The organism is Massilia varians (assembly GCF_027923905.1).
Classification (GTDB): domain Bacteria; phylum Pseudomonadota; class Gammaproteobacteria; order Burkholderiales; family Burkholderiaceae_D; genus Telluria; species Telluria varians_B.
This window is the reverse complement of the sequence record NZ_AP026966.1, coordinates 4,811,670-4,831,376: the sequence shown is the minus strand read 5'-3', so window position 1 is coordinate 4,831,376 and position 19,707 is coordinate 4,811,670. Positions and strand designations below refer to the sequence as shown.

Here is a 19,707-nt window from a genome sequence, read left to right as displayed (position 1 = left end):
CAGCCCGTTTTAGGCCCGCCTATTGATCCTTCCGGTAGCAGGGCGTGCTACCCCGTGTACGGCGCGCCGCGCGGCAGTGGCCGGCGCTATGATTTGAGCAACAACAACAGCTTCTCCAAGCTAGATGTTGATCAATTATTTTGGCGAAAAGGCGAGAATGACATACCGATGGGAAACGCCTGCCAGTGTCTGGCAGGAGGACGAGCGCGGGCAGTTTGCCTTGCTGGCCAGCGAAGGGCTGGGCCGCATCGACTGGCAGGCCCATGCGCCCGGCCGCATGCCCGACGTTGCCCGCCTGCTCGGCGCCTCGCTGCCGGCCAGCTGCGGCTGCGCGCCCATCTATCCCGAAGGTTTCGTGTTCTGCCCCAACTGCGGCAAGCCCTTGCAGCGCCTGCCCGGCACGCCCTCGCGCCAGCCCGGCTGGTGGGGCCCGGGCGCCGACGCCATGCTGCCGCGCCACGTGCCGCATGGCCTGCCGGTCACGTCGCTGCCGCTCGGCGACAGCCTGGAAGAGCGTCCGGCCGCGCCGCATTCGGGCCGCTGCGACCTGAGCATGCCGGCGCCGCCCAACGCCTACTGCGTGTTCGCCGCCGCCCATTACGGCTTTCCCGAGCAGCGCCTGCTGGCGCTGGCGCACACCCGCGGCGTGCTGCAGTACTGGGATCCGGTGGCCGGCCTGTGGCACGTGATGGCGCCGGACGACGGCGCGGCCAGCCTGGCCTTCACGGCGTCCAGCTACGCATGGCTGCCGGTGCTGGAGCCGCGCCGCGGCGAGGTCGCCATCGTGCCGACCAATGCGGGCCTGCAACGCCTGTGGATCAATCCCGTCAGCGAAAGCTACCGGCTCGAACCGGTGCTGCAGGCGCCGGTCGTCGCGGCCCCCGGCGCCATGCGCCGCCACGTCGCCTGCCTGGTGGCGCCGGAGGCGCAGTTCGGCCGACTGGTACGTCTTTGGAGCGCGCGCATCGATCTTGATGCGGTCGAGGAGTTCGCCTGTCCCGACGTTCCCGCCAGCGGCTGGTCGCGCCCGATCGGCTATGACGGCCGCCTGTTCTGGCTGCACGAGCAGGGACAACTGGCCTGGCGTCCGGGCGAGCCGCCGCTGTTCACGCCCTGGCCGCCGGGCTGGCAGCCGCGCCTGGCCTTCGGCGGGCCGACCCAGAGCCGCGACGGCCGCCTGTGGCACATCGGCCATGACGGCCATGGCTATTCCTTCCTCGAACTCGGCAGCGAGCGGCCCGAGACGGCGCCGATCGACGGTGCGCGCCTGGGCTTCGCCAACTTCCTGTTCCGGCGCGGCCACCCGGTGCTCGACGAACCCTGGTCGGGCGAACACGTGGAAGACCTGAACCAGGACGAGACCCTGGTGCTGCCGCTGCTGCGTGCCTTCAACAACAACCGCAGCCAGCCGAGCGGCCTGGTGCTGCGCATGCACAAATACACCGGCCGCGCCGAGGATGCGCTGGAAGCGCGCACGATCGCCCGCACCACGGTCGAATGGATCGGCCGCCGCAACGTGATCCTCGACGAAGTGGTGCGCCTGTCGCGTCCACTCGAGTGCGTGCCGTTTGTCTACGACGGCTGCCTGTGGCTGCACCATCCGGACTGGAATGCGATGCGCGGCTGGCGCCTGGAAGAGCCGGCATGAGGGCGCTGATCAAGCATGGTCTTGCCGCGCTGGCGGCGCTGTTCGTCATGGCGGGCGCATGGGCGACGCCGCATGCGACGTCGCACATTCTCCTGGTGCAGAACTCGGGCTGGATGGAGCCCTTCTACAGCGATCCGAAGAGCCAGTTCAAGCCGCTCGTCGGCGCGCTGGCGGGCGCCGTCGTGCAGCCCGGCGACGCGCTGGTGCTGGCCGCTTTCAACCAGTCGCGGCCCGGCGCGCCCTCACCGAAAGCGCTGCTGTCGCTCAAGGCCGACGACAAGCCGGTACGCAGCCGGGTGAACGGCGCGCTGGCGGACCTGGATACCGCGCGCAAGCCGAACAGCAACGCGTTGGCCGACACCGACCTCGGCGAAGCCGTGCGGGCGGCCATCACGATGGCATTGAACGGCAAGCCGGGCATCGTCTGGCTGGTGACCAATAACCGCAACAGCCCGAACAACGACCAGGCCACGGCCGCGCGCAACCGCGAATTCTATGCGCTGATCCACAAGGGAGAGGCGATCGACAAGGTGGTGGCTTTCCCGCTGCGCATGCCGGTCCAGGGCAAGCACTACCAGGCCAACGGCCTGATGGTGTATGCCTTCGCGGTCGGCAAGGAGGGCAGCCGCGCGCTCGACGGCCTGCTGGTCTCCGGCCGCATCGCCCGCGTGATCACCGAGCAGCCGGCGCGCCTGAAACCCCTCGACCGCGACACCGTGCGACTCAGCCCGGCCCAGGTGGAAGATGCGCCGGGCGTATCGTTCTCGCAGGCGCCGGGCGGCGCCCTGCGCGCCGACGTCGACCCGGATGCGCGCACCCCCAGGGCCAGCGTGCGTTGGAATCTCGAGAATGCGATGTACCCGTACACCATCGTCTCGGCCACGCTGGGCGCGCGCTCGATGCTCGGCGGCGAGGACCGCCCCATCCGGCTGGCCAGCAGCCGGGTGGAGAACCTGGCGCCGGGCAAGCCGCTGCCGCTCGGCTCGACGATGCAGCTGCCGGTGGCGCAGCTGCCCGACAAATGGTCGATGGCGGCGCTCAAGTCGGCCGGATCGGCCTACGTGCTGCCGGGCCGCATCGAGCTGCACCTGGCGAACCAGCGCCTCGCCTTGTCGCAGGACTTCCGCGAGCGCATGGCGGCGCTGTTCCCGGGCGACCCGCTGCCCGACATCTTCACGCCGCCCGCGACCGTGCGGGCATCGACCGCGGTGCTGCCGCTCGAAGTGCGGGTCCACTACGGCATGGGGCCGCTGGCGGCCCTCGGCGGCCTGGCCGCAGCCTTGCTGGCCGCGGCCGGCGCCGCCGCCTGGGCCTACGGCCGGCCGCGCGTGGCCCAGGTCACGGTCGAGGACGAGCTGCGCACCATGCGCGCCCGCCCCGGCACCACGCAACCGATCTACGACAAGGCCGGCGCCCAGGTGGCGATGCTCAAGACGACCTTGTTCGGCCACCAGTTGCTCGACCTGCGTGAGGGAGCGCAGGTCCGGCTCGGACGTTGATCTAGTTTTTAACAATAAACAAGAAGAAAGGATTCACCATGCAAGGCACCCACGCACCCAGCGCCCCGACGCCCGCTGATCCCGGCTTCAAGCTGCCCGAGGATTCGGCTGCGCCCCAGGACACGCTGCCCCAGACCCAGCCGGACACTGCCAACCGTCCGATCGAGGTGGTGCCCGGGACCACCAGCGCGCCGGTAGCAGCCACCGACACCTCGACGCGCGACCTGGCGATCGGCGCGGTGGTGTTCGTGATCCTGCTGGTGGTGTACTTCTTCGTGCGCAACGCCTACGTGCACCACCTGGTGGTGCGGCGCGTCGCGCCTTCCTCGGCGGGCAGCGCCGGCTGGCTGCTGTTCGTCGGCCTGGGTTTCCTGTCGGCCGCGGCGGTCCTGGCCATCATCAATGCCAGCAAATTCCTGACCTTCGCCGTCACCGGCCCCCTGGTGGCGGTGGGCCTGGTGGCGCTGGTCGCGGCCCTGTTCATCGGCCGCAGGTAACAGCATCACACTGAGCAAAGAGAACGACATGGCAGATTTTCCCAACCCAGCAGCCCTGAACGCCAAGGCAGAGTTAAAAGTCGACCTGCGCCCGACGCTGTTCATCGGCGCCGGCGGCACCGGCATGGAAGTCATGATGCGCATCCGCCGCCGCATCCTGTCGGCGGTCTGGAACCGGCACAACCCCACGCGCGTGGAGTCGATCGCCGACTTCCCGGTGGCGCGCTTCCTGCACTTCGACCTGGACAATAACGCGATCATCGACGAAGGCAAGTCGCAGCGCACCGATCCCTGGTACGAACTGGTCAAGCTGACCGACGAAGAGCGTCTGGTCGAACCGCTCGACCTGCCGCAGTACCACGAGTCCGACGACAGCCTGGCGCGCTTCCCCTTGATCGAAAGCTGGATGCCGCTGCGCCCGAAAAAGCTGCGTTCGCTCGGCATCGACCCCTCGAAAGGGGCGGGCCAGATCCGCGCCCTGGCGCGGCTCTACCTGTTCGACAAGTACCCCAAGCTGAGGGGACGCATCAAGGGCGCACTGAATTCCCTGGGCAGCAATGCCGGCATCGAGCGCAAGGAGAACTACCAGCGCCTCGGCCTGCAGGTCGACACCTCGAAGTTCCGCATCGTCGTCATTGCCTCCTGCGCCGGCGGCACCGGCGCCGGCAGCGTGCTGGACCTGGGCTGGCTGTCGAAAGCCATCGCGCGTCAGGAAGTATCGGACAGCCAGGTCGACCTGGTGCTCCTGATGCCGGGCGGCTTCGCCAAGGCCAACAAGGAGCGCACCGAGGCCAATGCCTACGCCACCCTGATGGAGCTGGAGACCGCGATGCGCGACATGAACGCGCAGGTCCACTGGATGGACCCGGACAGCATCACGGGCCGCGGCGCGCCCTACGACGACGTGTACTTCGTCGACACCGCCAACCTCGCCAACAAGGCCACGCTGGACGTGAAGGACGTGTACCAGATGGTGGCCGACACCCTGTTCGAAGATTTCGCGTCGGCCGATTTCGCCAACCGCAAGCGCTCGGTGGCGGTCAACCAGCAGCAGCACAAGCTGGGCCCCTACAACCCGCGCGTGCCCGAGCAGCGCTTCGGCGACATGCGCCTGTCCTACTCGAAGGTGTACTCGGCCTTCGGCCAGGCCGTGCTCGACACCCAGCAGAGCCTGCGCGACGACATCCGCGCCTACGAGCTAGCCGGGCTGATGGTGAAGGCCTTCTTTGGTCTCGCCGGGAGCGACGGCAATGCGCGGCGCGCCGGCGACCAGGAGCGCGACAGCTTCATGCGCGAGCAGATGGACATGGCCGAGCGCCCCTTCGACATCTTCCCGGATTTCCGCAAGGGCACCGTGGACGTCACGCCCTTCCCGGAATATGCGCTCACCGGCACCCTCCTGCTGGACAAGGACGGGCGCCTGCTGCTCGAGCGCGTCGAGAGCAAGGTGCAGCTGGAAGTCGACCGCATCATGGCCTCCTACGACATCCGCCAGTGGCGCGAGAAGGTGGCCGAACTCCTGCCGCAGCTGGAGCGCGACGCCATCCGCGAGGCCGGCGCCACCGCCGAGACCAGCGAAGACCGCATCAAGCGCCACACGGGCGAGGTCACGGCGCGCCAGAAGACCCGCGTGCGCGAGCGCCTGTATGCCCTGCTGGACGACCGCAAGCAGGGCGGCCTGGAATTCGTGCTGTCGCTGCTGGAGCAGGTCAAGGCGCGCCTGTCGCAGCGCGACATCGCCAATGCCGAGCGCAATGGCCGCCGCTACCGCGACATCCGCGACGCGCTGCGCACGCGCCAGGTGGAGGAATCGCTGAACAACCTGTCGCAGGCCGCCGGCCGCCTGTTCGGCAAGGAGCCGCAGGCGCGCGAAGTCATGAACCACCTCAAGCGCGACATCGCCGACTATCTGCGCTTCCACCTGCTGGCGGTCGCCGCCAACCAGTCGATCGAGGTGATGCGCAACATGTCGGCCTGGCTGGGCGAGCCGCAGGCGCCCGACGAGCACGGCAATGCCCAGTGGACCGGCATCGCCGGCGAATTCCAGGAAGGCCGGCGGATGGTCGGGGCCATGCTGGCGGCCGCCGACCAGCGCATCAGCCAACTGCGCGCCGATGCGCGCCAGGAGCACGCCACCTACATCAAGCTGGCCAGCGATACGCTGCCGCCGCCGGTAAGGCTCAGCAGCGACGTCAGCAGCTGGAGCGAGGAAGTGCTGCTGGAATTCGGCGGCTCGGCGCGCCTGTTCCCGCAACTGGGCGACGAACGCCTGCGCGCCGACCTGCTGCTCAAGCTGTTCCGCCGCGCCCAGCTGCAGCTGTCGACCCAGGAGCTGGAGCAGCCGGAGCCGGTCGATCCGCTGCTGGAGCGCTTGTCCAGCATGAGCCCGCAGGAACGCCAGCGCGTATTCGCCGAGTGGATCCGCAGCGCCATGCCCTGGGTGAACGCGCGCTTCTCGGCCGAATTCACGCCGAATGCCGACCAGTTCAAGTGCTTCATCGGCGTCGGCGACGTGAGCGCCTGGCGCAAGATGGAGGGCGAGCTGCGCGCCGCCGTACCCACCGGCTACTTCCACGGCGACCTGCTGTCGGTCGTCAACACGGGGATTTCCGGCAAGGCGGTGTGCTACATCGAGCTGTCGGGCTACCCGATGACCGTGCTGCGCGGCCTGCCGACCTGGCGCGCCTCGTACCAGATCGAGAACCCCAAGATCCCGACCCACCTGCACTTCGACGCCACGCGCTTTCGCCATCCGCTCTCGCCTTCGATGGATGAACTGAACCGCCTGGCCGACGACTACGAGTGGTTCCTGCAGGCGATCGCGCTCGGCGTCATCCGCCGCAAGGCCGACCTGGGCGACCGCGAGGCCAGCTTCCAGCCGCGCGGCCAGTACCTGTTCGAGGTCGAACCGGGTTCAGGCGAGTGGCTCCAGATCGGCAACGAGTTCGCGGTCCGTTCCAATGGGCTGCCGCCGTACTACCGCGACGGGGTGATTGGCGCCGTGCGCCAGCGCCTGGCCAACGTGGGGCCGCATCAACTGGTGCTGCTGGCGGCCCTGATGCGCTACTACCAGCTGCGCGTCTACGAGCCGCGCCTGGAGGTGGACGAGACCGGCGCCCAGCTGCCGTCGCCCTCGCTGCCGAACATCACGGCGCGGCGCCTGTACGACGGGTGGATCCGGCGCGCCGCCGCGCTCGACCCGACGCTGTCGCCCAGCCAGATCGAGACCGCGCTCGCCGGCATCCAGGGGTGGACCGAGGCGGTGCCGGATTCCGCCAGCGACGCCTACAGCTGGGAAGTCGAGCGGCCGGTGGACAAGCGCGTGATCCTGCCGCAGTACCTGCACAGCGACGCGCATGCCAGCGCGGTGCTGCAGGGGCGCGCCGCGGCGCCGGTGGCGCTGGCCAAGGCCGCGCCGGCGGTGCATGGCGGCACGCTGGCGGACGGGCCGCGCTACAAGCTGTTCGTGCAGAGCGCCCAGCGCGGCCCCTTTACCATCGACGAGATCGCGCGCCAGGCGGCGCGCGGCGAGATCGACGGCGCGACGCGCGCCTGGAACATGGCCTGGAACCCGAGGCTGGACAAGTGGAGCACGGTCGGCGCGCTGCCGGAACTGGCGGCGCTGCTGGGCGATGCTATTCCCGACCCGGACGACGTTCCGGGCAGGAGCGACGGCATTCCGGACCCCGAATGAAGGACGGCATGGTGCAAGACGACGCGGTCTACCGCTGCATCGGCCCGCACTGCGGGCGCCTGATGCCGAGGCGGGTGAATTTCTGTCCATGGTGCGGCACGGCGCAGCAGGCCGCCCAGCCCATGGCGCCGGTGCTGGCCAAACCGCCGGCGGCGGCGCCGACGGCCGCACCGCCGCCGGCCCCGACGGCCGCCCCGACGCCGGCGCCGACCGCGCCGCCGCTCCCGAACCCGGCGGCCGCTGCGGCGATGGGGGCAGGGACGCCAGCGCAGCCGCAAGCCCAGCGGCCGGCGCAGCCGCCAGCGCAGCCGCAGGCCGGACGCGGCATCCCGCCGCCGCCCAGCGTCGGCCGTGCCGCGGCGGGAGCGGCGGCGGGAGCGGCGCCGCCGCGGCGCGCCCCGATCCGGCTGCGCTGGTGGATCGCCGCGCTGCTGGCCTTGTGGCTGATCTGGATGGCGGTACGTCCCGAGGGCAGCCGTATCGAGCGGCGCATGGAGCGGGCGGTGGCGCTGGCGGTCGATTGCAAGGCGCGCGACGCCCAGGACGAACTGATCGCCCTGCGCAACACCCGCGCCACGCCCGAACAGCTGCGCCAGGTGCAGCAGTCGCTCAACAAGGCGTCCGCGGACTGCACCCGCGCCGAGCAGCGCGCCAGCGCCTGGGCCGATGCCAGCGGCGCCATCAAGAAACTGCGGCGTGCGCGCGCCTATGACAAGGCACTGGCCCGGCTGGCCGTGTTCACCAGGCGCTGGGGCGAGGACGAGCAGACCCGCGCCCTGCGGCTGGAGATCGTCGACGAACGCGAACACCCGCTGGCCGATCCCACCCGCAACGAGTGAGCGGCTATCCGCGCCAAGCGTCAGCCACGTTTTTCGGCGCCGGTGTATGCTGGACGGCAAGCAGACAGGGGGAGTCAGGCATGAAGACGAGCATGTTGGGCACGCTGCTGCTGCTTGCCGCGCTGGCAGGCTGCAGCCGTGACGAAGACGCGATGGGGCCGGCCCAGCGCGCCGGCAAGGCGCTGGACGAGGCCGGCGCGAAGGTCTCGCGCCAGGTGGACCAGGAACTGGCCAAGGTCGACCGTGCGACCGAAGAGGCGCGCGAGAAGGTCGTGGATGCGACCCGTGACGCCAAGGGCGGCCTGAAGCGGGCTACCGAGAAAGTCGGCAAGAAGGTGGAAGACGCCGGCGAGAAAATCCAGGACGCGGTCGATTAAGCGGAGCGGCACGGTGTCGTAGGCCGCGCGTTCAGCGCCGGCAGGCATTGCAGCGGTGCATAGGTAATCCCGTCAGCCGATGCGGGTATTGCAATGGTGCATATATCACGCGCTGGCGCGACAATCCTGCTGCAGCCCCGGCACCACCGACATCCTGACCTGCCCCTTGCGCCAGGCCTGCTCGAGGTTGCGCTCGATCTCCTCCACGCAGACCTGCGACGCATCGCCGAAGCCCTGCACGCCATAGGCCCGGTTGCGTCCGTGCGCCTTGGCCAGGTAGAGCGCCATGTCCACCAGATTGACCGCGCGTTCCCACGGCAGCAGGACCCCGCCGCAGCTCAGCGGGAAGGGTGCGAAGCCGATCGACACGTTCACGCCCAGGGTCTGGCCGCCGTGCGCGATGCTCACCGCCGACACGCCGGCCAGGATGCGCTGCGCCACCTCGTCCAGGCCGCTCCGCGGGATCGCCGGCAGGAAGGCCAGGAATTCCTCGCCGCCCCAGCGCACGATCATGTCGGTCTCGCGCAGGATCTCGCGCAGGCTGGCGGAAATCGCCGTCAGCACCGCGTCGCCCGCCGCGTGGCCCCAGGTGTCGTTGATGTGCTTGAAGTGGTCGACGTCCAGCAGGAACAGGGCGCCGCACTGCTCGGCGGCGGCGGCCTGCAGGTCCGGCTGCGGCCGCGCGCGCATGTAGTCGAGGAAGTGGCGGCGGTTGTACAGCCCGGTCAGCGGATCGCGCACGCTCTGCTGCTTGAGCTCCTTGTTCTTTGCGTAGAGCTTGGCGTTGGCCTGGCGCACCTTGCGGTACAGCAGGCCGACCACGACCGAGGCCAGGGCGAATACCGCCGCCAGCAGCCACCAGACGCGCTGCTGCAGGTGGCTGACCTGGTTCTCGCTGCGCAGCAGTTCGATCTCGCGCAGCTTCTTGTCGGTTTCGTATTTCTGCTGCAGGTCGAGCACGGCGCGCTGGCGGCGTTTTTCGAACAATTCGTTCGAAATCCTGCGTTCGCGGTGGTAGGCGCGCAGCGCCCCGGCCAGGTCGCCGGCGCGCTCGAGCGCCTGGCCGTACTCCACCAGCACCGCCTGCAGCTGCGGCTGGTCGCCCAGGTTCTCGTAGGCCCGCATGCCGGCCTCGATATGGCGCTTGCCTTCTTCCAGCCGGCCCAGGGCGAGATAGGCCTGGCCCAGGTTCATGCGCGCGGTGGCTTCCAGTCCGGCGTCGTTCAGTGCGCGCGCCGCGCCGATGGTCTGCTCGGCATACAGCGCCGCGTTGCGGTAGTCGTGCAGCTTGAGGTAGCAGTCGGCCAGGTTGACCAGCGAATAGGCGGCCATCGCATCGGCCCCGATGCTGCGCTCGATGGCCAGGCCCTCGAGCAGCGCCTTCAGGCCGCGCCGGTACTGGCCGGCGCCGGCCGCGAGGAGGTATTCGGCATGTTTCAGGGTCGCCATGCGGCCCGGGGAATTCGTTTTTTTCGCGGCGCCCAGGGCTTCGTCCAGCGCCTCGAAGCCCTTGTCGTACTCGCGCATCTGCGAATACAGTCCGATCAGGGCATTGAGGGACATGACGATCTGGGTCGGGTCGCCGTGCTTGCGCGCCAGCGCCGCCGCAAGCTGCAGGCGCTCGAGCGCCTTCGGGAAGTTGCCTTCCTCGGCAAAGGTGTCGCCCGAGGAAATGCTCGCCCGCACCCTCAGGTTGATGTCATCGGTGGCCTGGGCCAGCTGCTCGGCTTCCCGGATGAGGCGGTGCGATTCGGTCAGTTCCGAACGGCGGTAAGCCATGTAGCCCTTGCGCAGCAGGCCCTTGGCCAGCACCACCTTGTTGTCGTGCCGGCGGCCGAGCGCCACCAGTTCGTCGGCGGCGGCGCCGGCTTCGGCGAGCTTGCCCACGCCATCGTAGCCATTGGCCAGCTGGTTGAGGAACTCGGCGCGCAGTTCGAGCGGCGCGGCGCGCCCTTCCTGCTCGATCGCGAGCAGGCGCGGCAAGGCGCGCTGGGGAACATATTTGTTGAGTTCACGGATTTCCGCGAGCTGCCCTGCCAGCCCCTCGGACGGGGCCGCCTGCGCCTGCGCCTGCGCGCCGCTGGCGAAGCCCGAGACCATGCACATCGCCGTGGCGAGCACGAGCCTGCGCGAACGCGCCAGTGATCGGGAGAGGGAAGAGGGCATGGCAGAGTCTCGGGAATCTCGGGATAGCGGTAAATCACATCCGTTTTGTTTGAGATCATTATATGCGTGTTGCAAACAAGAAATTCAGTATCTCTGCAAATGTCACCAAAACGACACATATGCATAGAGAACGAAGCGCATGCGCATCCAGCATTCATCCACCGTTTTCGACCATCTGTCGCAAACGGCTGGAGCCGGCGCCCGGCCCTGCCTATAGTCGGCGCAACGACAATGCGAAGGGGACAACATGCTGGAACTGCGCGCGGTAACGAAACAATTCGGCAAGGACGCCAGGGCGGTGGACGGCGTGTCGCTGTCGCTGGGCCAGGGCGTGGTCGGCCTGATCGGCCATAACGGCGCCGGCAAGTCGACCCTGATGGGGATGATCGCCACCTTGATGCGCCCGAGCAGCGGCCAGATCCTGTTCGACGGCATCGACATCGTGAAACGACCGGACGCGATCCGGCGCCGCCTCGGCTACCTGCCGCAGGATTTCGGCATCTACCCGAACCTGAGCGCGCTCGAATTCATGCAGTATTTCGCGGCCCTCAAGGGCGTGCGCGACGCTGCGCGCATCCGCCGCCTGCTCGAGCTGGTCAACCTGCATGACCAGGCGCAGCGGCCGGCGGCCTCGTTCTCGGGCGGCATGAAGCGCCGCCTGGGCATCGCCCAGGCCCTGCTGAACGACCCCGACATCCTGGTGGTCGACGAGCCCACCGCCGGGCTCGACCCGGAAGAGCGGCTGCGCTTTCGCAACCTGCTCGCCGAACTGGGTTTCGGCAAGCTGGTGATCCTGTCGACCCACATCGTGTCGGACGTGGAGAGCATCGCGACCGAACTGGCGATCATGCGCGCGGGCCGGCTGGTGGCGCACGAGACGCCGGACGGCGTGCTGCGGCGCGCCCGCGGCCAGGTCTGGAGCGCCAGCGTGCCGGAGGCCGACTACGCGGCGCTGCGCGAGCGGGTGCACGTGCTGCAGGCCCAGCGCCAGGAAGGGCGCATGCTGCTGCGCATCGCCCACCCCGAGCAGCCCTGCGCAGGCGCGGTCGACGCCGAACCGAGCCTGGAAGAAGCCCTGATGGCGCAGCGCTACGCGCTGCAGGCGGAGGCGGCGTGAGCGCGCATCCGCTGTTCCTGCTGGCGGCCCACGAGGTGCGCCTGCGCCTGCGCCGCCTGTCCACCCTGGCGGCGGTGCTGGCGGTGGTGGCAGTCACCTGGGCCATGATCAGCGATGTCCGCACCGGCAGCAGCCTCCTGGTGGTGGACGGTGCGCGCGTGCTGTACACCAGCTCGGCGCTGGCGCTGGGCAGCGCCGTCATGGGCGCCCTGCTGTTCAGCCTTGCCGGCTTCTACCTGGCGCGCGGACGCACCGGCGAAGACCTGCGCAGCGGCATCGGCGGCGTCATCGGCGCGACCCCGGCGGGCGACGCGCTGCTGGTGGCCAGCCGCTGGCTGGGCGCGGTCGGCGCGCTGGTGCTGCTGCTCGGCGCCTTCATGCTCACCACCCTGGCCTGCCACCTGCTGCGCGGCGACGGTCCGGTGCAGCTCCTGGTCTACCTGCAGACCTATGCCTTGCTGATGCTGCCGATGAGCTTCTTCTGCGCCAGCTGCGCCGTCCTGTGCGACAGCTGGGCGCCGCTGATGGGCAAGGCCGGCGACCTGCTGTATTTCATGCTGTGGATGGCCCTGCTGTCGCTCGGCGCGGCGGTGGAGGAGGGCACGGGAGCGTCCCGGCTGGCCTGGCTCGATTTCAACGGCCTGGCCCATGCCATCGACGGCCTGCGCAGCCAGGCCGAGACGCGCGCCCTCGGGGTCGGCATGATGAACTTCAACCCGGCCCTGCCGCCGCACACCCTGCCGCAATGGATGTGGACCGGGACCATGGTGCGTGAGCGCCTGCTGTCGGCCGCATTGGCCCTGGTGCCGCTGCTGCCGGCCGTGTGGCTGTTCCACCGCTTCTCGCCGGACCGCGTCAAGGCCGGCAAGGCGCGCCGGCGCCGTTCGCCGCTGGCCCTGCTCAACGGCTGGCTGCGCCCGCTGGCGCGGCTGGCGGCCCCGCTGATGCGGCTGGCCGCGCGCCTGCCGGGCCCGGGCGGGCAGGTGCTGGCCGACACAAGCCTGGTCCTGGTCTCGGCGCCCAGCGCGATCCTGGCGCTGCTCGCCTGCTTCGTCGGCGGCCTGGCGCTTCCAGGCGCGGTCCTGCCCGGCCTGCTGGCCAGCGCCCTGGTGTTCTGGGGCATCCTGTGCAGCGAGAGCACCACCCGCGACGGCAGCGCCGGCTGCGAGGGCCTGAGCGCCGCGGTGCCGGGCGGCGTGCGCCGCCGCTTCCTGCGCCAGTGGGCGGCCGCGCTGCTGCTCGGCCTCCTGTTCATGGGACCGGTCGCGCTGCGCTGGAGCCTTGACGCGCCGGTGCGCGCCTTCGCCCTGCTGGCCGGCCTGGTGGCGCTGTCCGGCTGCGCCGCCCTGTTCGGGCAGCTGAGCCGTACGCCGCGCCTGTTCCTCGGCCTGTTCCTGTTCGGCTTCTACGTGATGATCCAGGCCAAGGGCGTAGCCATGCTGGACGCGTTCGGTTTCCATGGCGACGCCAGCCTGCAGTCGGCCGGCGCGTTCCTGGCGGTCGGGCTGGCCGCGGTGGCGGCGGGCATGGCCTGGAGCCGCCGCGGCTAGGCTTGGCCTGGGGTGCAGGCACCTTGAAATGGGCGGGCTATACTTGGCCCTCCCGTTCCGATGCGAGGTGATGCGATGTGGAAAACACCGTGGTTCCGCTGGGACGCCGTGCTTGGTTTCGCGCTGGGCGGCTTCTTCGACGGCATCCTGCTGCACCAGATCCTGCAATGGCACCATTTGCTCAGCCTGGTGCCCGGCATCGACGACCTGCGCATGCAGGTGCTGTGGGACGGCTATTTTCACGCATTGATGTACCTGATCGCGCTGGCCGGCCTGGCCGGCCTGTGGCGCCTGCAGCGCCGCGGCGAAGGGCGGTGGGGCTGGCCGCTGGCCGGCGCGGTGCTGGTCGGCTTCGGCCTGTGGCATGTGGTCGACACCTTGCTGTCGCACTGGCTGCTGCAGATCCACCGCATCCGCATCGACAGCGACGATCCCCTGCTGTGGGACCTGCTGTGGCTGGCGCTGTTCGGCCTGCTGCCGCTGGCGCTGGGCCTGCGCCTGCAGCGCCGCGGCGGCGGTCCCGGCCCGCAGGGCAGGGCGGCGATGCTGGCGCTGGTGGCCGTCACGTCGGGCGCAGGTGCCTGGGCCCTGGTGCCGCCTGCGCAGACCGGCTTCGCCACCGTGGTGTTCCATCCCGGCGCCGGGCCGCGCGAGGTGTTCGCGGCGCTCGACGCGCTCGATGCGCGCCTGGTGTGGAGCGACCGGGCGATGGGCGTGGTGGTGGTCGCGGTGCCCGAGGAGCGGCGCTGGGGCTTCTACCGGCACGGCGCGCTGCTGGTGAGCGGAGCGGGAGTGCCGGGTGCTTGCTTCAACTGGAGCCGCGTCTAGCCGCCATCGGTGCTGCTAGCATGCCGGCAATGAGGAATACTTTGCCAGCCCTATGCGAATGCGTGAACTAGCCATCGGCGCCGGCCTGGCTGGCCTGCTGGCCGGCGCGGTGATGCTGACCCTTCCTGCACCGGAACCGGTCAGCGTCGCCGTCCCGCGGCCGCACGCCCTGCCGGCGCCTGCCGCCAGGCCGGCGCCGCCGGTACTGGACGCGCCTGCTACGCCGACTACGCCGACTGCGGCGGCGCAGCCGGCAACGCCTGCGTCATGGCGCGCGCTGCACGCCCGCTTCGTGCAGGCGCCCAACCTGCGCGTGTTCTTCTACGAAACGATGCGCAAACCCGGCAGCGGCGCCTATTTCTATGCGTCGAACGTGCTGGAAACCTGCCGCCGCGCCCTCGAGCAGACCCTGCCCGTGCTGCCGGCGCCGCGCCGCGCCGCCGCCGAGGAATTGCTGCGGCGCTGCGACTTCACCCCAGATGGCTTGGAAGACGCCGAGCGCGAGCTGGGCGCCGCCCGCAACCTCGGCCTGGCCACCGATCCGCTGCTGGGCAGCATGTTCGACTACCTGGCCGCGGACGGGCCCGAGGGCCGGGCGCGCATGCTGCTGGCGGCCTTCGAGCAGGGCAACCCCGACGTGATCGCCTCGCTGGTGTCCCCGGTCTTCCACGAACGGGTGCCGGTGCGCGACGAACAGGATTCGACCGCGCGCGGCGTTCCCTTCGGCGGTGCGCTGGTCGCCTGCCGCCTGGGCGCCGACTGCGGGCCGGGCGCGCCGCGCACCCTGGAGCTGTGCATGATGCTCGGCTGGTGCGCCGACAGCGTCCCGGCCGCCCTGCAGCAAGGGCTGGGCGCGCATTTCGGCGCGCTCGACCGGCTGGCGAGCCAGGTGGTGGACGAGATCCGGCGCCGCGACGCCCGCCGGCTGATCCCGGGGCCGCGCTAGGGCCTGTTTGGAACGTAGGGTGTACGGCTTTGCCGTACGCGCGTTCAAATCTCTGATGAACAGAGGCGCGGCTTAGCGGCAGCCGGTTGAACGCGCGGTCGGCGAAGCCGGCCACCCTACACTGCGATCTGCTGCAGCAGGTACAGGCGCTGGTACAGCCCGCCTTCGATGCGCATCAGGTCCTCGTGCGAGCCGGCTTCAAGGATGCGCCCGTGGTTGAGCACGATGATGCGGTCGGCCGCGCGGATGGTCGACAGCCGGTGCGCGATCGCGATGATGGTGACCTTGCCGCGCAGTTCCTCCAGCGCTTCCTGCACGGTCTGCTCGGTGGCGCTGTCGATGCGCGAAGTCGCTTCGTCCAGCAGCAGGATGCGCGGCTCGCCCGCCAGCGCGCGCGCGACCGCCAGCAGCTGCTTCTGGCCCGAGGACAGGCGCGAGCCGCCTTCGCCCAGCTGGGTCTCGTAACCCTGTTCCAGCGCCGCGATGAAACCGTGCGCATGGGCCGCGCGCGCCGCCGCTTCGATGCGGGCCATCGACAAGCCGCGCCCCATGTCGATGTTCTCGCGCGCGGTCGCCGCCAGGATGAAGGGATCCTGCGGCACCAGGCCCACCTCGCTGCGGAAGCGCTCGTTGCCGATCGAGGCCAGCGGCAGGCCGCCGATCTCGATGCTCCCCTGGTCCGGCGTGTAGTAGCGCAGCAGCAGCGAGAGCAGGGTCGACTTGCCGCTGCCGGTATGGCCGACGATGCCGAAGAAGGCGCCCTGCGGGATGTCGAGCGAGAGCTCGTGCAGGACGCGCTGGCCTTCCACATAGGCGAAGTTCAGGTCGCGCACCCGCACCGCCGGCGCCCGCGCGTCAAAAGCCGCCTCGTTGCCGACGCGCCCCTGCGCGTGTTCGGCCGCCCCGGCTTCGTCGAGCAGGGTCGAGACGCGTGCGGTGGCGACCACCGCCTGCTGCAGGCCGCTGAACTGCATGGTGATCTGGATCAGCGGCTCGACCACCCGCGCGATGTAGCTGATGAAGGCGTACAGCACGCCCACTTCCACCGCGTTCAGCTGGCGCTGGCCGAAGCCGTAGATCACGATGGTGAGCAGCACCACGTTGAGCAGATCGAGGGCCGGACGCAGCAGGAAGGCGTTGGCCTTCAGCTCGGCCAGGCGCGCCTTGCGGTGCGAGCGGTTGGTGTGCAGGAAGCGCTCGCCGAAGCGCCCCTGCGCATTGCTGGCCTGCAGGACGCTCATGCCGCCGATCGATTCCGCCATCTGGCCGTTGATGTCGCTGCGCAGGGCGCGGGCGCGCGTGACGGCCGGCGCCGACAGGCGCTGGTAGAGCCAGACGATGCCGACCACCGCCGGCACCAGGGCCAGCACCACCAGCATCAGGCGCCAGTCGAGCCAGGCCATCGCCGTCAATGTTCCGACCAGCACGATGCTCGAATCGAGCATCACGAACAGCACCTGGATGTAGAGGGTCTTGACCGCCTCGGTGTCGTTGGTCACGCGGCTCACCAGCTGGCCGGTGATGGCACGGTCGAAAAACGCCATCGGCAGGCGCAGCACGTGGCCGTAGACCCATTCGCGCAGGCGCCGCACCGAGCGCATCGCCAGGCCCGACAGGCGGATCAGCTGCAGGTAGCGGATCCAGGACGAGGCCCAGCCGGTGATCACCAGGCCGCCGAGCAGCAGCGACATGCGCGGCCAGTCGAGGTTGCGGGTCAGGAGGTGGTCGTCGATCAGGGCCTTGCCGAGCAGGGGGCCGAGCACTTCGAGGGCGGCGGCGATCACCAGCCAGAAGGTGGCCCAGTACAGATGGCGGCGGTCGGGGTGGGCGGCGCGGCGCAGCAGGCCGGCGGCCTGCGCGGTCTGCGCGCGCATCGGGACCGGGGTGGTATCACTCTGCATCGATGCTGGCCTCCAGTTGTTGATAGCGCCACTGGCTGGCATACCAGCCGTCGAGCAGCAGCAGTTCGTCGTGGGTGCCGGATTCGACGACCCGGCCTTCGCGCAGCACCACGATGTGGTCGGCCCCGGCCACCGCCGACAGCCGGTGGCTGGCGATGATGGCGGCGCGTTCGGGCCTGGCCGCGCGCAGCTCGTCCAGGTGTTCCAGGATCCGGGTTTCGGTGCCGGTGTCCACCGCCGACAGGGCATCGTCGAGCAGCAGCAGCGCGCTGTCGGCCAGCAGGGCGCGCGCGATCGCCACGCGCTGGCGCTGGCCGCCCGACAGGGTGATGCCTTTTTCGCCCACCGGCGTGTCGTAGCCGTAGGGGAAGCGCAGGATGTCGTCGTGGATCGAGGCCATCCTGGCCGCGTCCTCGATCTCGGCGCGCGAGGCGCCCGGGCGGGCCAGGGCGATGTTCTCGGCGATCGTCGCCGAGAACAGGAAGGATTCCTGGGGCACCCAGCTCATCGCCGCGCGCAGGGCGTCCAGCCGGTAGCTTTCCAACGGATGGCCGGCCCAGGTGACGCTGCCGCGCTGCGGCGTGGCCTGGCGCAGCAGCACCCGCAGCAGGGTCGACTTGCCGGCGCCGGTCGGGCCGACCAGGCCCAGGGTCTGGCCCGGCTCCACCCGCACCGACACGCCGTCGAGGGCAGGGTGCCCGGCCTCGCCGTAGGCGAAGCTGACGCCATCGAGCACCAGCGCGCCGCGGCCCACCTGCTCGAACGTGCCGCTGTCTTCCACCGTGAGCGGCGCGTCGAGCAGCGGCTGCAGGCGCGCCAGGCCGGCGCGTCCGCGCTCGATCAGCGACAGCACCCAGCCGGCCGCGAACATCGGCCAGATCAGCTGGCCCAGGTACATCGAGAAGCTGGTGAGCGCGCCCACCGTCAGCTGGCCGTTCCAGACCAGGTAGCCGCCCAGGCCCAGGGTCAGGCCGGTGGCCGCCGTCAGGGTCAGGCCGACCGCCGGTTCGTAGGCCGCTTCCCAGCGCTGGGCATCGAGGCTGGCGTCGGCCGCCTTGCCGGCCAGTTCGCTGAACTGGGAAGCGCTGCGCTCCTCCAGGCCGAGGGCGCGCAGGGTGCGCACGCCCGACAGCGATTCCTGCACGTGGTCGTTGAGCGCCGAGAAGCGCTTGAGCGCATCGGCTTCCGCCGTGTGCACCTGGCGCGAGATGCGCCAGAACGCGAAGGCCATCAGCGGGAAGGGCAGCAGGGCGACGCCGGCCAGGCGCGCATCGACCCCGAGGGTCATGATGCCCAGCACCATGACCAGGGTCAGGGTGCCGTCGAAGCCGGCCAGCATCGCTTCGCCGGCCGCCATCTCGATGGCGTCGATGTCGTTGGTGGCGAGCGCCATCAGGTCGCCGGTGCGCTGGCGCTGGTAGAAGCCCGGCCCTTGCGCGGCCAGGCGCGCGTACAGGCGCGTGCGCAGCTCGACGCCCAGGTTGTAGGCGGCCGAATACAGGCGGATGCGCCAGCCGACCCGCAGCACATAGATGGCCAGGCCCAGGCCGAGCAGCTGGGCCAGCCCGAGCAGCAGCGCGTCCTGGTCGAGGTTCTGGGCGGCCAGTCCGTCGACCAGGGCGCCGACCTTGCGCGGAATCAAGACCGTGCAGATGGCGACGCCGGCCAGCATGAAGGCCGACGACACATAGGCATGCCAATGCCGGCGGACGAAGCCGCCGATCAGCCTTGCGAGACTCATGTTGTTCCTTGAGATTGGTGCGGCCCGCACTATTGAATCGCACAAAAACACTAGCGGGCCGAAGCCCGCTAGTGTAGTCGCTTTGCTAAGCGGACGCAGCCGCGTCCGTGCTGCAAGTTTATTTCTTGCGCTTGGGCGCGGCCGCGGCGGGGACCAGCTTCGGTGCCTGGGCGCCAGCGTCCTTGGCCAGCTCGGCCACCGGTGCCGCGGCAGGATGGGGCACGGCGGCCGCGCGCGCCGCGCCCTTGCCGGCCGCCTTGGCGATGGCGCTCGGTTCGGCCACCGGAAGCGGCTCGGCGGCCAGCGCTTCCGTGTCTGCTTCAAACGTGGCCGAAGCGTCGGCCACGACCACCGGTTCGGTCACGGGAGCGAACGCGGACACCGGGTGCGCCGCCGGCACGGCAGGCTCGGCGATGGATTCGACGGCCGCCGCTGTCGCGGCCTGGACCTCGGCGACGCCGCGCTCGACCACTTCCACGGTCTCGATGGCCTGCGGCGCCGACAGCGCCTGTGGGCGCACGGCATGCGGGCGCACGCCGGCGGCGATGCCGAGCAGTTCGCGGCCATAGGCGAACAGGCTGCGGAAACCTTCCTCGGCCTGGCCGCCAAGGCTGAGCACATCGCGTGGGTCGCGCGAGTTCATCAGTGCGAACGAGGCGCCCAGCGAACGCTGGACGGCGTCGCGCGAGACCGCCATGTTGAGGGCGGCCACGCGGCTGGCGCTCTCGAGGGTCTGGGTGGCGATGGCATTGAAGAAATCGAACTGCGCGTCGAACTGGGCCTTGCGTACTGCGGAAAACTGGTCGCTGATTGAAGTCATGAGATTTCCTTGTCAGTCATTTTATGGCGCACTGCAATATAACTAGTGTAGCCATGAATGGCCGGTGTTGCAAACCACTTATTG

The 19,707-nt window shown here is 69.9% G+C and carries 14 protein-coding genes; 10 read left to right on the top strand and 4 right to left on the bottom strand.

Going from position 1 to position 19,707, the window contains the following annotated elements; genetic code table 11:
• Positions 1-157 precede the first annotated feature (157 nt).
• The 6 genes from MasN3_RS21820 to MasN3_RS21795 all read left to right on the top strand — a co-directional run bounded on the left by MasN3_RS21820 (position 158) and on the right by MasN3_RS21795 (position 8,554).
• Positions 158-1,648: a hypothetical protein gene (locus MasN3_RS21820; RefSeq protein ID WP_281910191.1), complete on the top strand. Its 1,491-nt coding sequence runs from the start codon at positions 158-160 to the stop codon at positions 1,646-1,648.
• Complete coding sequence (locus tag MasN3_RS21815; RefSeq protein WP_281910190.1) at positions 1,645-3,147, top strand: hypothetical protein; 1,503 nt, start codon at positions 1,645-1,647, stop codon at positions 3,145-3,147. The genes MasN3_RS21820 and MasN3_RS21815 overlap by 4 nt, the downstream gene beginning before the upstream one ends.
• A gap of 38 nt (positions 3,148-3,185) precedes the next feature.
• A complete protein-coding gene (locus tag MasN3_RS21810) occupies positions 3,186-3,644 on the top strand; it encodes a hypothetical protein (RefSeq protein WP_281910189.1) in 459 nt (152 codons plus the stop codon).
• A 28-nt stretch (positions 3,645-3,672) separates the two neighbouring features.
• Complete coding sequence (locus MasN3_RS21805) at positions 3,673-7,338, top strand: tubulin-like doman-containing protein (RefSeq protein ID WP_281910188.1); 3,666 nt, start codon at positions 3,673-3,675, stop codon at positions 7,336-7,338.
• 8 nt (positions 7,339-7,346) lie between these two features.
• A complete protein-coding gene (locus MasN3_RS21800; RefSeq protein WP_281910187.1) occupies positions 7,347-8,177 on the top strand; it encodes a zinc ribbon domain-containing protein in 831 nt (276 codons plus the stop codon).
• Between the two features lie 80 nt (positions 8,178-8,257).
• Positions 8,258-8,554, top strand: coding sequence for a hypothetical protein (locus tag MasN3_RS21795; RefSeq protein WP_281910186.1), 297 nt, complete (start codon positions 8,258-8,260; stop codon positions 8,552-8,554).
• 105 nt (positions 8,555-8,659) lie between these two features.
• Here the strand turns inward: MasN3_RS21795 and MasN3_RS21790 are convergent, their stop codons facing one another.
• The gene (locus tag MasN3_RS21790; protein WP_281910185.1) at positions 8,660-10,720 is read right to left on the bottom strand and encodes a tetratricopeptide repeat-containing diguanylate cyclase; all 2,061 of its coding nucleotides are present in this window, start codon (positions 10,718-10,720) and stop codon (positions 8,660-8,662) included.
• A 247-nt stretch (positions 10,721-10,967) separates the two neighbouring features.
• Between MasN3_RS21790 and MasN3_RS21785 the strand changes: the two genes are divergently transcribed.
• The 4 genes from MasN3_RS21785 (at position 10,968) to MasN3_RS21770 (ending at position 15,161) form a co-directional block, all read left to right on the top strand.
• Positions 10,968-11,837 carry an ABC transporter ATP-binding protein gene (locus MasN3_RS21785; protein WP_281910184.1) on the top strand — a complete coding sequence of 290 codons (870 nt, stop codon included), beginning with the start codon at positions 10,968-10,970 and terminating at the stop codon, positions 11,835-11,837.
• On the top strand, positions 11,834-13,387 hold the full coding sequence (locus MasN3_RS21780) for a hypothetical protein (RefSeq protein ID WP_281910183.1): 1,554 nt from the start codon (positions 11,834-11,836) through the stop codon (positions 13,385-13,387). Before MasN3_RS21785 ends, MasN3_RS21780 begins: the two co-directional genes overlap by 4 nt.
• Positions 13,388-13,462: 75 nt before the next feature.
• Positions 13,463-14,215: a DUF2243 domain-containing protein gene (locus MasN3_RS21775; RefSeq protein ID WP_281910182.1), complete on the top strand. Its 753-nt coding sequence runs from the start codon at positions 13,463-13,465 to the stop codon at positions 14,213-14,215.
• A 58-nt stretch (positions 14,216-14,273) separates the two neighbouring features.
• Positions 14,274-15,161, top strand: coding sequence for a hypothetical protein (locus tag MasN3_RS21770; RefSeq protein WP_281910181.1), 888 nt, complete (start codon positions 14,274-14,276; stop codon positions 15,159-15,161).
• A 116-nt stretch (positions 15,162-15,277) separates the two neighbouring features.
• Here the strand turns inward: MasN3_RS21770 and MasN3_RS21765 are convergent, their stop codons facing one another.
• The 3 genes from MasN3_RS21765 to MasN3_RS21755 all read right to left on the bottom strand — a co-directional run bounded on the left by MasN3_RS21765 (position 15,278) and on the right by MasN3_RS21755 (position 19,623).
• Positions 15,278-17,062, bottom strand: coding sequence for an ABC transporter ATP-binding protein (locus MasN3_RS21765; protein ID WP_281910180.1), 1,785 nt, complete (start codon positions 17,060-17,062; stop codon positions 15,278-15,280).
• A complete protein-coding gene (locus tag MasN3_RS21760) occupies positions 17,052-18,803 on the bottom strand; it encodes an ABC transporter ATP-binding protein (protein ID WP_281910179.1) in 1,752 nt (583 codons plus the stop codon). Before MasN3_RS21760 ends, MasN3_RS21765 begins: the two co-directional genes overlap by 11 nt.
• A gap of 118 nt (positions 18,804-18,921) precedes the next feature.
• The gene (locus MasN3_RS21755) at positions 18,922-19,623 is read right to left on the bottom strand and encodes a phasin family protein (protein ID WP_281910178.1); all 702 of its coding nucleotides are present in this window, start codon (positions 19,621-19,623) and stop codon (positions 18,922-18,924) included.
• Between the last annotated feature and the right edge of the window lie 84 nt (positions 19,624-19,707).